The sequence below is a fragment of the Micromonospora sp. NPDC050795 genome (assembly GCF_044456785.1).
In the GTDB taxonomy this organism is placed as follows: Bacteria; Actinomycetota; Actinomycetes; order Mycobacteriales; family Micromonosporaceae; genus Micromonospora.
Window position 1 is genome coordinate 144,692 of the sequence record NZ_JBITGE010000001.1, and the last position, 14,662, is coordinate 159,353.

Consider the following 14,662-nt stretch of genomic DNA (forward strand, 5'->3'; position numbering starts at 1 on the left):
CTGTCTCCCCTATAACTCAATTATCAGCGCTGGGTGTTTTCTTCGCGTTCTTCCTGTCGATCCTCATCGCGCGAAGTATCAGGCCACCGGCGATGGCAGGGATTGCGCCGATCGGCACGAAGTACCAGGACATCAGAAAGAACAGCGAGCCGTCGGTACGCCCGTTCTCCGCCACGAAATGCTCCGGGTCACTCGGATCCACCCAGATGGTCATCGCCTGGGGCGGCGGGCTGCTGCAGACCGCGAGCTTGGCGCAGGGGATCCAGTCGTGATGCTGCTCCCCCTCGTACATGTAGTAGACCTCGATCCGGTCGATGCCGCTGCCTCGGGCGTCGCCTCCCTCCCGGTCGGTGAGGGTGGCCGGAACCTGCACGCCTTCCACGCGCAGCCGGTCCGCCTCCGATGAGTCCCACCACCGATAGCCGAGCGAGCTGCCGAGCAACCCCAGGCCTATCAGGAGCAGAAGCATCGCCGTGCGGAGCAGTTTCCGCTCATCCTCAGTTGCATCGGCCAACCACACGCGAGAAACCGTCCCTACCTCTTCGTCACGACGTCCCCATCGATCGACCCACCCTAGAACCCAGCCGAGGGCTGGAACAGCCCTCGGCTGGGTTCGTCACCACGCGAAGGGGTCGGTGAACGGGACGCCCATCTGCCACTTCGCCACGCCGCTTGGCGCCGACACCGCGACCCAGCCCAGTTGGGCAGCCAACGCCCTTGCAGCGGCATCGGTAGCAGTGCGATCCAGCCCGCCTCGAGGTCTGTACTGCTCCTTCCAGGAAAGGCTGTAGCTCCCGGTCGGATGACGCCAGCTTCGCGGCGCGGGGACGGTGTTGCCCATCCGCGTCGTCTTGTACAACGGCACCGCTGGGATGAATCTGTACGAGGCATAGTCGATCACCGCCCCGCCCAGAGCTCTCGCCCAAGCCTCTGGCGACTTCACCCCACTCTTCGAGGAGTAGAGGTCCATGCCTCGGCCGCCCACGGCGACCCCCAAGCCGATCCCGCCGGCAATCGCGCAGACCCCAGCCGTGGCGACGATGCAGAGCGCCGCGCCGGTGATGCCGACCGTGCCGGTGACCCAGTCCCGGTTACCCCGCCACCACTTCTTCACCCCCTCCGAGCCGCTGGTCAAACACTTCCAGTCCTTGAAGGCGCACTTCGGACCATCCAGCTCACCCTCGGGCTTCTCAGGAATGGGTGCCGGGGGGCAGACCGGAGTACTTGGGATATGCACTCGGGGCTTCGGCGGCCCTGCGGGTACGTTCGCCGTAGGGCCCTGCCAATTCAGAGCCGATCGCCAGACATTCAGCACCACTCGCGCCACCAGCCACACACCCGGCAAGCCGGAATACTCCATCGGGATCCAGTAGAGCGTGTTGCCCACCCCACCGAGGCAGACGGATCCGCCGTACCGGCAGAAGAGGTAGTAGTCGGCACGGTAGTGGTAGCGGTAGCCGCCCTTGGTGCTGGTCCAACTGTCGCTTCCGAGGTACGTCCAACTGCCACCGGGCTCCCGGCCAGTTGGATCGGACTGCGTGATGGGGCTGTTGCCCGCGTAGGCGTACCCATTCATCTGCTCGGGGGCGTCCATGTTGAACACCGGGTCAACACTGACGAACCGACCGAGCCCTGGGTCGTACTCGCGTGCCCCTAGATGGGTGAGCCCCGTGTTGTCCACCGTTCCACCTACGAAGCCCTTGCTGTTGGGCCAGGCCGGCGATCCGCCACGGGCCGTGCCGTACGGCGTCTGTCGACGCACGGTGAACTGCTGGTTACCTGCGTTGACCGACACCTGGGCGGTGCCCTGATGGTCGCTGCCGAGCCACACCAGCCCTGCGGCGGTACGAGATGCGATCGTCTGCCCGTTGAAGGTGTAGTAGCGGGTGCAGGAGAGGTTGCCGTCGGAGGTGCGGTATCGCACTTCCTGGCCCGGAAGGTAGAGCGTCTTCCCGGTCGGGTCCTTACGGATCAGCCGATTGCCGTCCGCGTCGTATATGTAGCTGGTGGGGCCTGTGCTGTCGGTGCTGGTGGCCAGCAGACCCTCCGGATCCCAGGTCAGGGTTTGGGTACCGGCGGTGGCCGTCGGCCGGGTCAGCGTATTGCCAGCCGCGTCGTAGGTGTAGGAGGTGGTTGCGGTGACCACCCCGTTGACCTTGGTAGTGGTGCCGTTGAGTGCGTGTGGCCGGACTCCGCCGCCGGCTGGATATCCGTAGTTGTAGGTGGTGACGCGCTCGCCGGAAGAATTGCTGCGATCGGTCTCCTCCAGCCGGCGACCGGCCTTGTCGATGTCCCACTCCAGCCAGTACTTGGCTGGACCACCAAGGGCAGAGACGGTCGGTGCGGCGTTGCAGTCGCCGTCGGCCGGCGTCCACGCCTGCGCCAACTGCCCCCGGTAGTCGTGTTGGAAGCACTGGTGGTCGGCTCCGCCCGTGGCCGCCATGTCGGACACCTTGGTGATGTTGCCGACCTGGTCGTAGCCGTAGCGAACATCCGTGATCTTGTGCGGCGCGATCGAATCACGATCGGTGCTGCTACCGGACACCCGGCCAGTTTCGAGTTCGTACGTGAACGAGCGGAAGACTCTCGATCCCGTCTCCGAATAGAGGCCGGTGTACATCTCGTACTGATCGACCTTGCCGAGTGCGTTGTAGTCGGTGTCCGCCACATAGCTGGATCTGGGTCCGGCGCCATATAGCGTGGTCATCTGTTTCGGCAGCCCGGAAACGGGGTCGTAGTGCTGAAACAGCGTCTCCACCGGCAGGTCCGCACTGGCAGGAAGAGACCCGGAGGCCACACTGCCATCGACGTTGTAGGTGGCGCCGAAATCGTAGGTGCCAGCCAAGCCGGTCTCCGATGCCGGAATGACCACCTGCGAACCCGTGGGCTGATAGTTGTCGTTGTATCCCGTGATCTTCATCTGGTAGGCAGCCGTGCCAACTGCCCTGCTGCTCTGCGTGAGCTGTCCCTTGGCCAGGGTGTCGTACAACCACTCTGCCCGCAGCTTCCCACCCAACTGGTTCTCGTAGACCGCTCGCTTGCGGCCGAGCGAGTCGTAGGCGTAGACCAGCTTCTGGTTCAGGGCGTCCGTCGTAGAGGTGACGCGGTCGGCGTTGTCGTAGGTCATGCTGGTCGGCCCGCGGTCCGGGTCGGTGGCCCCGATGCGCCGGCCACGGATGTCGTAGTTGAACGTCCACTGGTTACCCGCCGGATCGGTCACTTGATCGAGCAGACCCTTGCGGTTGTAGCGGTAGAGAGTCGACTCGTAGGTGCCGGTCGGGGTCGAACCGTGGTACTGGCGTAGCTCCACGGTGCGTCCCTGAGCGTCGCCCACCTTGGAATCGACGGTGCCGCCCAGCGGTGGCGTGGTGTCAACCCGGTCGCCCGCGTAGTAGGTGCGGGTCCTGTTCCGTTCGGCACCGTACGGCTGGAAGACCGACGCGACCGCCCGACCCACCCCGTCGTACTCGGTCCGCATCTGGGTCGGGACGAAGGCCCCTTCCGTCGAGGTGACCAGGGTGGTGCCTGGCGAGCCGGTGGTGTGGTACGCGCTGTAGGACTTCACCTCCCGACCGGCGGTGTCGTAGAAGGTGTCGGTCAGCAGGCGGCCGCCGGACGGTGACGCGGCCTGGGTCTGCCGCTTGCGGAGCAGGCCGTCGTAGAGCTCGTACCGTTCGACGTAGTTGCCGGCCGAGTTGAGGGCCTTGGTAGTGATCACCGAGGGCGCGTCGGCCCGGATCAGATAGTCGTAGGTGGTGTTCGCCGGTTGGGTCGTCTTGTCACGGCCTGGGCCCCAGAGCGCTTTCAGTCGGCCGAGGCCGTCATAGCTGGTCTCGGTACGCTTACCGTTGGCATCGGTGACCTTGGTTGCCAGGCCCCAGCCAGGCTCCAGTTCACTCGTGATGGCATGGCTCAGTGGGTTGGTGACCACGAGACCGGTCACCGGGCCACCACTGGCCGGGACGTACGCCGTAGTGGACCGAGCGTTCACCGCGTCCCAGGCCTCCGTTACCCGGCCGTAGACGTCGTACGCCGCCCGAGAGACGGTCACGAAGGACGGCGCACCGGCGGTCCAACCCGACAGCTCTTCGTTCCGGGTGGCCTCGCCGCGCGTCGGCGCCACACCGTGGGTGTTGCCGTCGTAGGAGACCCGCTCCACCGAGATGACCTTGTCCTCGGTGAGGCTGGCGGGGTTCTCCGCGTCAGCACAGCGGACCGCGTAGGTGGACTTGGTGTGCGGCTGCCCGATGAGCCAGTTCGTCGTGTTGTTCGCGTACTCGGTCTTGACACACTGCTCGTCACCGACGTTGTCGGCGTCGCCCAGATCGTCCACCTTGGTCGGCAGACCCTTGCCGTCGAAGGTGGTGTACTGCGAGGTGACCCGCTCACCACGGCCGGCGTCCAGCGTCATCCTGTTGTGCCGACCGGACACATCCACGAATCTCGCCTCGACGAGGTCACCGTTGATCGTGCGTGAGGCGGTAGCGGAGGACTGCCAGGGCTCGTTCACCTCACGGGACACGACCGCGCCCTCGGGACCGTTGAACGTGGTTTTCTCTCGTTCCATGCCGGCGTAGGCGTCCTCGTCCTTCACCGTCGCCACGCCGGTTCCCGTCACCGGCACGTTGCGGGTACCGGTCGGCTGCTTGTCGCCGTGCATGCCGCGGAAGTACTTGGTCTCGACGTAGGTCTGCTCGCCAGGGTCACCGACGGTGACGCCGACCTTCTCGTATCCCCGCCATACCGACCAGGTCTTGTCCTGCTTCCCGATCAGTCCGTCATCGTCGGCGTAGTGCCATGCCGGATTGCCGATATAGCTGTACGAGTAGGCGGTCCGTGGACTGCCGTTCGGAGGTACGCCACCGGTGTGGTCGATCTCGTAGATGGTGGTCACCACGTACTTGTGGAACCAGTCGGTGACCGGGTTGGTGTAGCCCTCCGGTGTCCAGCGGACCGGGTAGCAGCGCATCGTGTTGTTGTGCGGGGCACTGGGCATCCGCGATCCGGCGATGCAGTCCGGCTCGGAGTAGGTGACGTTCACCGTGCCACCGCTCTCGCTGCGGATCGCCGCGAGACGCATCCAGTTCATGGCAGCCGAGTGGTCGATGGTGTCGACCCGATTGCTGAGCTGCGTCTCGGTGAACTCGATGTCCGGCACCGAGGCGGCGGTGCCGACCAGACCCTCGTGGGAGATCTTCTTCAGGAACAGACCTGCCCTGGTGCCGTCACCCGGATCGGGGAATGTGTGGGTGAGGGTCCATCGCTCCACGTTGCGGTAGGCGCTACCGTCGCGGACCTGTGTGGTCACTGTCGACAGCCGCTTCTTCGACCAGAACGTGGGCGCACCGACCAGGCAGGAGTCGCCGGTGCACTCCTGGTCCCAGGGGGTGTCGGGCCAGTGTGCCGCGTCGTGGTTGGAGCAGTCGTTCAGGCACCGGTCCGCTGCGGCGAAATCCACCCGCATCGGCGCGGCCACGCCACGGTAGAGCGAGTCGGTGCTGACACCGCCGACCGCGGTGCGGTTGTCGGTGCCGTACTCGATCCGGGTCAGGTAACCGCCCCGGGTGTAGGAGGCGACGTCGTCCGTGGTGTTGTTGCGGGCGTATCCGTTGGACTCCTTCGCGTACCAGAGCGACATGGTGTTGCCGTGCGGGTCGACGACGTAGTCCAGGTTCCACCGCCACGCCTGCATACAGTCTGAGGCGGCGAAGTTGGAGCCCCGGCAGGGCTCATTGGGGTCGTTACCGAAGACCGGGACCGTCCAGGCGGAGTTGGTCACCGCCTTGTCGGTGGTCCAACCGGCCAGCTTGTGTCGACCGAACCAGTACTGGGTGCCGTCGGTGGTGGTGACCTTCCAGTGCTCACCGTCGTTGTCACCGTTGCCGTACGACGTGCCACCGACGATGCGCTCGGCCCGGGTGCCGTTGTCCCGGCGCAGGTGCCAGTAATCGTCAGTGGCGTTGTAGATCAGCTCGCCACCGGCGCCACCGAGCGACATCGTCGCGTTGTTGGTCTCCCAGCACAGGTCACCGGTCTTGGTGGCGTTGTTGTTGTTGTCGCCGTCCATGTCCTGCCCACAGGACCGGTAGCGCCGTTCGATGAAGTCGCCGGGGACGAACTCGAAGCCCTCGCCCACCCAGGATGGCTGGTTGTTGGAGGCTGCGTGCCGCCCGTCGACGCTCTGCGCGGAGTAGGACAGCTTCATCTCCGGCGTCGGTCCGTTGAGCCCTGGCGGGTTGCGCATCGGGTACGACCAGGTGAAGTCACCGGAACTGCTACCGGCCGACCAGGTCGCCGAGGGCGAGAGACTGGTCGCGCCGTAGTCGCCGGCCGCACCGGAGGGGCCGGCGGTCAGAGCGAACAGGCTGCCCTGCGCCGCCAGGTCGAGGCTGCCCTTCTCCGTCATCCGAGGCTCGACCGGCACCGAGGCGGTCGCCGTACGTGCGGTGAGGTCGTTGCGGGTCGGCAGGACGGTGCCCGCGCACTCGGGACGCTCCGGGGTGCCGAGGGCACAGGCTGGCAGGGAGACCAGGCGTAGCCGGCTCGCCCAGTCGGCACCGTAGGCCGTGGCGAATGCCCGGTAGTCGACGCCGAGGTCGACGGTGCCCCGTTGGGCGGCACCGTCGACCCGGGCGACCCGGAGCAGCACGCCTTGGATCCGCGCCTGCTCGGCGGCCCGCTGGTCGAGAACGCTGACCCGGACCCGGCTCGGAACCGAGCTGGCACCGCGGGCGGAGGCCGCAGGACGGTTCACCCGCACCGGCAGCGCCCCGGCTCGGGCGGGCGAAGCCGCTCGGCCCTGAGTCGTTGGCCCGGGCAGGTCGACCTCGGCGGTGCCCGCCGACGGCCATTGGGGGGCCGGTTGCGCGGAGGCCTGCGGCCCGGCCGCCTTGGCCGCCACCTTGCCGGCGGGCACGGTACGCACAGGTACCGGTTTGACCTTCGCAGCCTTCGGTGCCGTGAAGGGGTCCGGTGTCGATGCTCGAGCTGGCGGTACGAACAACGTCGTGGCGGTTAGCGTCACCACCAGAAGCATCACGACGAATGCCCTGGTTCGGCTGGGTTTGGACGACGGCACGGACGTGTAAATGGACAGGCTCGACTGCACCGGGTTACCTCCGAGAGGGGTCCGAGGAGCGACGGCAGTGGGTAAGACCGGCCGTGGTCAGGAAGTTGGTGGGTTGATCCGTAGGCCAAGGCCGGCACGGAGTACCGGTTGCCGGTGTGTGTACTGAAGAGCTGCTGTGCCGTCGGCACCCTCGAGGCCGATGGTCGCCGCGCCACCGCGCTCCACGAACGTCCCGTCGAGATCGGCGTAGGCGAAGCTGTATCCGCCCGCCTCGTCGAGGATCAGCTGGAAGGTGACTCGGATGTTGGGGTCCTCGTAGGAGGACACGTTGCGCCACTCGATGACGAACTGCCGGCTCGGTGCCGCACCTCGGAGCGCGGTCCGCACGCTGGCCGAGGAGTCGACCACCCAGTCATGCCAGAACGGGTAGATGCCGTTAGGCGGGCTACCAGCCGACGGGATCGGATAGGGGTACGGGGACGGCGCCTCCGGGTTGGCGAAGCTGACCAGCCCGTTGGTGTCCACCCAGGCCGAGCTGACCGACTGCCCGAACAGCGTGACGGGGAACGGCAGGTCGACCCTTGTGTCCCGGTCGTCACCGGTGAGGGACAGGACCGCACCGTCCGCGGGGGTGTACGTGATCGGTTGTTCCGCGATGGTGTAGCCGGCGCCGGCCGGAGTTGCCCCCACGGCGAAGTTGACGACCCGACTCGTACCAGCCCCGACGGTGGCGTGCTGCACCGAGGAGCCATGGCAGGCACCGGTGGGGCTGGTGGCGATCACCGCATACGAACCGCTGGGAACGCTCGTGACCTGGTAACCGCCCGTGGCCGAGGTAGTGGCGGTCTGCCCGCCGACCGCCACTGTCACGTCAGCCGCTGGTGCTCCCTGGCAAGTGACCGTGCCGGTCACCGTACCCAGTCCCGGTGGGCTGGGTCGGAAGGTGACGCCCTGGCCGCTGGTCAGGCGCGCCTCCCGGTGCAGGTACTGGAAGGCCACGTTGCCGGCGGCGTTCTCGATGCCGATGGTCGCCTGACCACCGCGCTCCCTGGCGTCAGCAGGGTCGATGTCAGCGTAGGCCAGCGAAATGTCGCCGTTCTCGTTGAAGATGACCTCGAACGACGCGCGATAGGCCTTGTTGCCCGAGCGGTACACGTTCCGCCATTCGACCACCCACTGCCGGTTTGGTGCCGCGCCGCTGAGCTTCGTGGCGATCGCGCTTGAGGCGTCGACCCCCCAGTCGTCGAAGAATGCGTACACGGCGTTGTCGATCGTCCCGCCCAGCTCGTCGTACGGCAGGGGGGTTGGCATTGGAGTGTCCGTGTCGATGCCTTCGAGGCTGCTGAAGCTGATCAAGCCGTTGGAGCTGATCCAGGCGGAGGTGTGGGTCTCCCCGTAGAGCTTGATCGGGAACGGCGCGGTCTTCTGCCAGACCTTGTCGTCGCCGCGCCAGGTCTCCACCACGTCACCGGGGATGAAGGTGACCGGTCCGGCTTCACAGGAGTAGCCGAACTCGTCACCGTTGGACATCACGGAAAGGTCGAGGTCCTGGGCGCCACCGCCGGGATGGTTGACGAACTGGCGGGCGTACTGGCCGACGCACCGGTTGTCGGCGCCGACCGCGCCCACCACCTGCTCTCCGATGGGCACGTTGGCGAACTGGTAGCCACCATCCGCCGCGGTGACCGTCGTGCGTCCGCCCGGGTCGAGGGTGACGGTGGCGCCGGCAATCGGTTCACCCGTTCCGGCGGTCGTGAGGGTGCCGCTGATCGAGCCCGGCGGCGCCGGAGTGAAGGTGATGGAGCCGTTGCTGATGACCGCCGGTTCCATGAAGGAGTAGAGCTTGGCGACGGCGCCGGAGGCACTCTCGATGCCGATGGTGGCGCTGGAGCCCTTCTGGACGAGGTTGGTGAGAGTGCCGTAGTGGAAGGCAACCCGCCCGTCCTCGTGCAGCATGACCTCGAAGCTGGTGCTGTAGATCGCGGTGAAGGTCCGCAGCTCGATGTTGTACCACTCGACCACGTAGGTACGGTTCGGCGCGGTCCCGATGGTCTTGGTCCGTATCGCGCTGCTGGAGGTGAGTCCGAGTTGGTCGTCCCAGAACGGGGCCACCACCGCATTGGGCGCGTCCACCCTCGGCATGTTGGGGTTGATGACGGTGATCGGAGCTGCGTCGAAGCTGATCAACCCGTGCACGTCCACCCAGCCCGTGGTGTAGGTCTTCCCGTGCAGTGTGAACGGGAACGGCAGGGTCACCTGCGACGTGCCGTTGGGCAGTGACAGCGGAGTGTCAGCGGTGACATAGCCGGACGCGCCGATGGTGCAGGCGTAGCCGAGACTGCCGTAGTCGACGGTGAGTTGCAGCGCCCGCACCGTGTCCTCGGTCAGGTCGACCTGGCTCTCCACCGATGGGCCACACCGGTAGTGCTGGGTGGACGAGATGGTGTAGCTGTCGGCCACCACGTTGGTGAAGCGCCATGCCCCTCCCGCGCCGGTGGTGGTGCTCAGCCCGGTCGGGTCGAGGGTGACTGTCGCGCCGACCACCGGGTTACCCGACGGGTCGACAAGGGTGCCGGACAGATCGTGCTTGGCCAACGGCTCGGTCGTCGGAGGGATGGCGAAGGTGATCGCCTGACCGGTGGCCAGTGCCGGAGTCGCCGCTGAATACACCAGGCCGTCGTCGCCGCCAGGCGCCTCCATCCCCACCACCGCGTTGGCCCCACGCTCAGCGTCGTTGTCGAGCTGGTCGTAGTTGGTGGTGACGGTGCCGTCTGCGGCCAGCAGGACCTGGAAGGAGAGCCGCTGTGCGGTCGACGACTTCCGGTGCACGTTTCGCCATTCGATGACGAACTGTTCGCTCGCACCAGTTCCCACCGTGCCGGTACGCACACTCGCCGATGAATCCACGACCAGGTCGTCCCAGAACGGGGCGAGCAGGCCGTTCGGGTCGGCCGGAGCGGGCAGGGCACCCCCGGTGTACGGGTGGGATCCACCCGGGTCGGTGAAGGAGACGAGACCGTTGGTGTCCACCCAGGCGCTGCGGTACGCGTGGCCGTAGAACGGGAACACGAAGGGCAGTGCCACCTCACCGACCGCATCGTCACCCGTCAACGCGAGCATGGTGTCGGCGGCGATGAACGGTTTCGCCGCGGTGGCGCAGGTGTGCCCCTCGTCGTCCCGATACGCCTGCAGCGGGAGATTGACGCCGAGCCCCTGGCCGTCGATCTCCCACGGACCGCTGGTGCCGGACAGCCCACAACGGCCGCCGAAGGAGCCGACGAGGGTGTAGACCCCGGGTGCGAAGCCAGAGAGGCTGAACACTCCTTCGGGGCCGCTGGTCGTCTGCGCCCCACCCGGTTCCAGCCGGACCGTGGCACCCTCCAGCGGCATCCAGTTCTCGTCGTAGACGGTGCCGTAGACGAACGCCGTCACCTTGACCGTGAAGGACGCCTGAGAGATTCCGCCGAGTCGACCGCCGTCGTCCAGGGCTGCCACGTAGATCAGGCGCGTCCCGGTGGTGGCGCCGACACTGAAGGTGACCGTGGCGGTCCCACCGGCGACGGTCGCATTCACCGTGCTACCCAGCGAGGTGTCGCCGACGCTGTACCGGAACTTCGTGATGTTGGTGTCGCCACCAGCGTTGAAGGTGACCTGGAGCTGCCCCCCGGCGGTCACCTCGGTGCCGTTCGGGAATGACACCACCGGTTGCAGGGGCGTGGCCAACTCGGCGAGCTTGGTCGAGGTTTCGACGAGGTTGTAGACCCGGATGTCATCGACGGCGCCGGTGAAGAGGCCGTCATCAGCCCCGCTCCACCTGCGCTTGCCGACGGTTATCGAGCCGGTGGCGTTGAAGCCGCCGACCAGCGTCGTCGTCGCGGTCTGAGCCACCCCATTGACATAGAGAGTCATCTTCTTGGTGGCACCGTCGTAGGTCGCCGCGATGTGAGTCCACTTTCCGGCGGTGGCCGCCGAGTTGGAGAGGACATGATGCAGCGCCGTGTCGGTGGTGTCCGCCGTAGACATAGTGAATCGCCACCGCTGACTCCCGCCGGAGTAGCCCAGACTGTAGGCGTGCGACTGAGTGCCGTTGGCGCTGAGCACGGCCTGGTAGCCGGTGGTCGGTACGGTCGGCAGTCGAACCCAGGCTGCCACCGTGAAACTCCCGTCAGTACGTACCGGGATGGCCGCGCCCGTGTCCGGGTTCGGGGTCAGCACCGAACCTGTCAGTGAGCCCGTTGTGCTTCCGTTGAGACTGAGCGCGGTGCCGACACCGGCCCGACCCGGCGTCCGGGTTCCCGACGGGGCCAGGGTGAGTGTGTTGCCGTGGCCGGTGGCGTCGGCAGCGGTGTTTCCGGTCTCGTCGAATGTCCAACGGGCCGCCGGACCGGATCCGGCCCGTACGGAGAAGGTGTAGGTAGCCGGTATGAGCGAGTACCTACCGGAGTGGTCCCGGGACCAGACGCGCAGGGTGTTGACCCCGTCGTGCAACGGCATGACGCTGATCGAGGCACTGAAGTCCGACCGGGCCGGCACGTTCTGCGCGCCGGTGAGCACTCCCGAGTCAAGGGTCCAGGCGTATTCCTTCACCTCGTACGCACGCTGCGTCGGCGGCGCCACGGTGAACACACCCGCCACGCCGACCCCACCGCGCGGCGTACCGTCGCTGCTGTACGTGGTGGAGGTGAGGCCCCCGGGCTCCTTCGGAGGTGTCGCGTCCACTGTGAACTCGCAGGTGCCGGACCAGTCGCCGTAGACCGCGCCGTCCGACGTACGCGCCTGCCACACATAGGTGGTGCCGTCCACCAACCGGCCGGACGGAATCTGCTTCGACACCGCCGACGGGTTGCCCGACGCCTGGGAGACCTTGTTGGTCTCGTTGCGCGAGCCACCGAGCGGCCACCAGTAGAACCACGTCGTCAGGGACTGCTGCGAGCTGTCCGGGTCCGACTGCCTGACCGACAGGTACGGGGTGGCGTTCAACACGTACGGTCGGGAGTTGCCGACGGCGCAGGGCTTACCGTCCGACTGGTGTCCCGACGGTGGGTTGGGTTTGGTGTTGTAGGTGATCGAGAGCTTCGGCGTCGAGTGCTTGAACCGCTTCCACTGGTTCTTGGTGCCCTCGTCGACCGCCCGGAGCCCCACCGTCAGGTCGGCCCAGCCGCTCTTTGCCGCCCGGTCGACCATCCGGGTGACGTCGAACTCGATCGTCCCGGTCCCCAGGCAGCCGTGTGCCCCACCAATCTTGCGGTTCGCCGCCGTCTGAGCGGTGTAGCTACTGTCCCAACTCGGCTGGTTGTTCCAGGTCGTGGAGGATGAGATCTTCCCGGTGAGCCAGAGCTTCGCGTTGGACTTCGGGTTGCAGGTCCAGGAGTGGAGTTGCTCGATCCGGAACTCGGCCTTGCCGATGATCTTGCCCTTGACCGCGCTGGTGTTCATCCGAAACAGAGATCGGATGATGTGATCCGCGCAGCCGTCACAGTCTTCGGTACGACCGGCCCCGGCAGCGCCGTAGGTGGATGCCCGCTGGAGGGCTGTGGAGTTCTGCCAGAACGAGCTGGACTTGTGCTTGCTCCACACCGATGTCCAGGCGTTGCTGGCTATCCCTCCGGTCCACGACGGGTCGATGTAGATGGGTAGCTTGGTCCGCGGGTCGTCCAGCATTGCCCGATCCGGCACGATGGTGAGGGAGTCGCGGCTGACCGTCACCGGCATCACCGCTCGCCGGGCAACCCCGGCAGTGCCGGCGGGCGCGTCGGTCGATCGGGCGCCCTGGCCAGCGAGGTCCGGCTCCGCGCCAGCGAGCGTGGCGTCCCACATCAGCGGGGCGGGCGCACTGAAGACGTTTTGGCCGCCGGCGTCGCGGGCCGCCAGACCACCGCCGGGCGCCGGACTGACCGTCACCCCTTTGCCCGCCAGACCGAAGCGCAGGGATCTGAGCTTCGGGTTGGCCGCTGCCTTGCGGGTGTGCACCACCAACACCTCGGAAAAGCCGAGGGCGCTGGCTGTCACCCGCAGGTCGACCTCGGGCAGCACGTTGCGGTAGACGGCGGTGGACCCGTCAAGCACCGGCGCGGGCAAGCGTCCGGGCCAGGAGATCGCCAACTCGCGGGCACCGTCGCGGAGCCGAGCCAGCGGCGCGCTCTCGCCCCCCGGGGAGAAGACCATCGGGAGCACCGACGCCCTGGGGGCAAGCCCCTCCGAGGTCGCCTTCAGGACAGTGTCCACTGGCACCCAGGAGTCACCCTTGCGCACCCGCACCGGATCGAGGCTCTGCTCCAGGGTGAGCGATCCGTCGGGGTTGAGGAACGTCTGGGCGTACTCGGTGCGCTCAGAGAGAATCTCCACCTGCCGGTCACAGGTGGGGAGCATCGCGCGTGCGCTCTTGGCGTCCGGCTGGACATCGACGCAGGCAGCGGTGGGCGTTGGCGGGGCCGATCGGGCCGGAGCAGCAGGTGGGACGAGCACCGAGGCCGGCAGGAGTGCCATGACCAACAGCGCCGAACTGCGTTGACGAATGCCCCAAAAGGGCGTGCGACGCCCACCATGAACCACCATGTACAGCCCCCGTGTTGATTGATCCGCCTCGGCGGAGCGCTCAACATACTGAGCCGATATTCAGTTATCAATATTCAAGATCAGCGAGTTCACGCCTGGTGCGTCAACGGCCGAAACACGGCCGGCTGGGGCGTAAGGGTCTGCACTGCCCAGAATGGTCAGTCCGCCAGAGGGTCACGTGGACCGGTCGCGCCGCATCAGCGGTTGGGCCGCCACGGGTCCGCTTCCGCGATCGGGTCGACCCAACTGCCGTAGCGGTTGACCTCCCGGGCCCGGAGCAGCGACCGGGTGACCTGGCCGAACTGCCGTTCGTCGTCGGCGCTGAACAGCAGCACCTCCGAGCCTTGGTACCACCCCCACAGTTCGTGTGGCGGCGGGCGCCAGCGATCGCCGACCAGGGCGAGAGCGGCCGGGAGCAGAAACACGGCGCCGAGAATCAGGTACGCACCGGCGGTGAGTCGGTGCAGACCGCCGGTGAAGCCGAGAAGCACCCCCACACCGCCGAGCATGCTGGCGGTGATGACCACGGCCCGGACGGCGATCCGGTCGTGCGGACCCCGGGTGGTACGCAGATGGGTCAGGTCGGCGACCCGGTAACTGTTTCGACCGATGGTGAACCGGTCGACGGTCACGATGATGCCGGGCCGCGCGTACAGCAGGGTCGACCGGGCGCCCGGCACCGTTCGCGGCGGTCGCGTCTTTGCGCCTTCACGATTCACGGTTCCTCCCGAAGGGGACGGTTGGCCGAGTGGGCTCGCTGGCGACAGTCATCGCTGTCTGCCGACGGGATTCCCGGCTCCGAACTTCATTGTGTTGCGGCACCGCCAGTCGACCTGGGCATTTACCGGGTCACGACAGCTCACCCCGACTGGGTGAGATCGCCGATAAACCGCATCCATTTCAGCTTTTATCGGTTATGGCCACCAGGAATCCGGCGGCATAAGCCCGGAACGACGAAAGTCATAAATCTGTCAGTACGCCGCGAAAAGGACGATGTTCCTTCGTTCGCAGGTGTCATCAGCCACGATGGCGCCACCC

4 protein-coding genes are annotated in these 14,662 nt (G+C 66.8%); all 4 read right to left on the reverse strand.

Annotated features, from left to right (window positions below; all coding sequences use genetic code 11):
• Positions 1–16: 16 nt before the first annotated feature.
• The 4 genes from ACIBEF_RS00910 to ACIBEF_RS00925 all read right to left on the reverse strand — a co-directional run bounded on the left by ACIBEF_RS00910 (position 17) and on the right by ACIBEF_RS00925 (position 14,343).
• Positions 17–520 (reverse strand): DUF3592 domain-containing protein, encoded by a 504-nt coding sequence (locus ACIBEF_RS00910; RefSeq protein ID WP_396790026.1) that lies wholly within the window; start codon positions 518–520, stop codon positions 17–19.
• Between the two features lie 96 nt (positions 521–616).
• Positions 617–6,925 (reverse strand): RHS repeat-associated core domain-containing protein, encoded by a 6,309-nt coding sequence (locus ACIBEF_RS00915; RefSeq protein WP_396790028.1) that lies wholly within the window; start codon positions 6,923–6,925, stop codon positions 617–619.
• 240 nt (positions 6,926–7,165) lie between these two features.
• The gene (locus ACIBEF_RS00920) at positions 7,166–13,555 is read right to left on the reverse strand and encodes a carboxypeptidase regulatory-like domain-containing protein (RefSeq protein WP_396790030.1); all 6,390 of its coding nucleotides are present in this window, start codon (positions 13,553–13,555) and stop codon (positions 7,166–7,168) included.
• A 266-nt stretch (positions 13,556–13,821) separates the two neighbouring features.
• Complete coding sequence (locus tag ACIBEF_RS00925; protein WP_396790032.1) at positions 13,822–14,343, reverse strand: DUF6232 family protein; 522 nt, start codon at positions 14,341–14,343, stop codon at positions 13,822–13,824.
• Between the last annotated feature and the right edge of the window lie 319 nt (positions 14,344–14,662).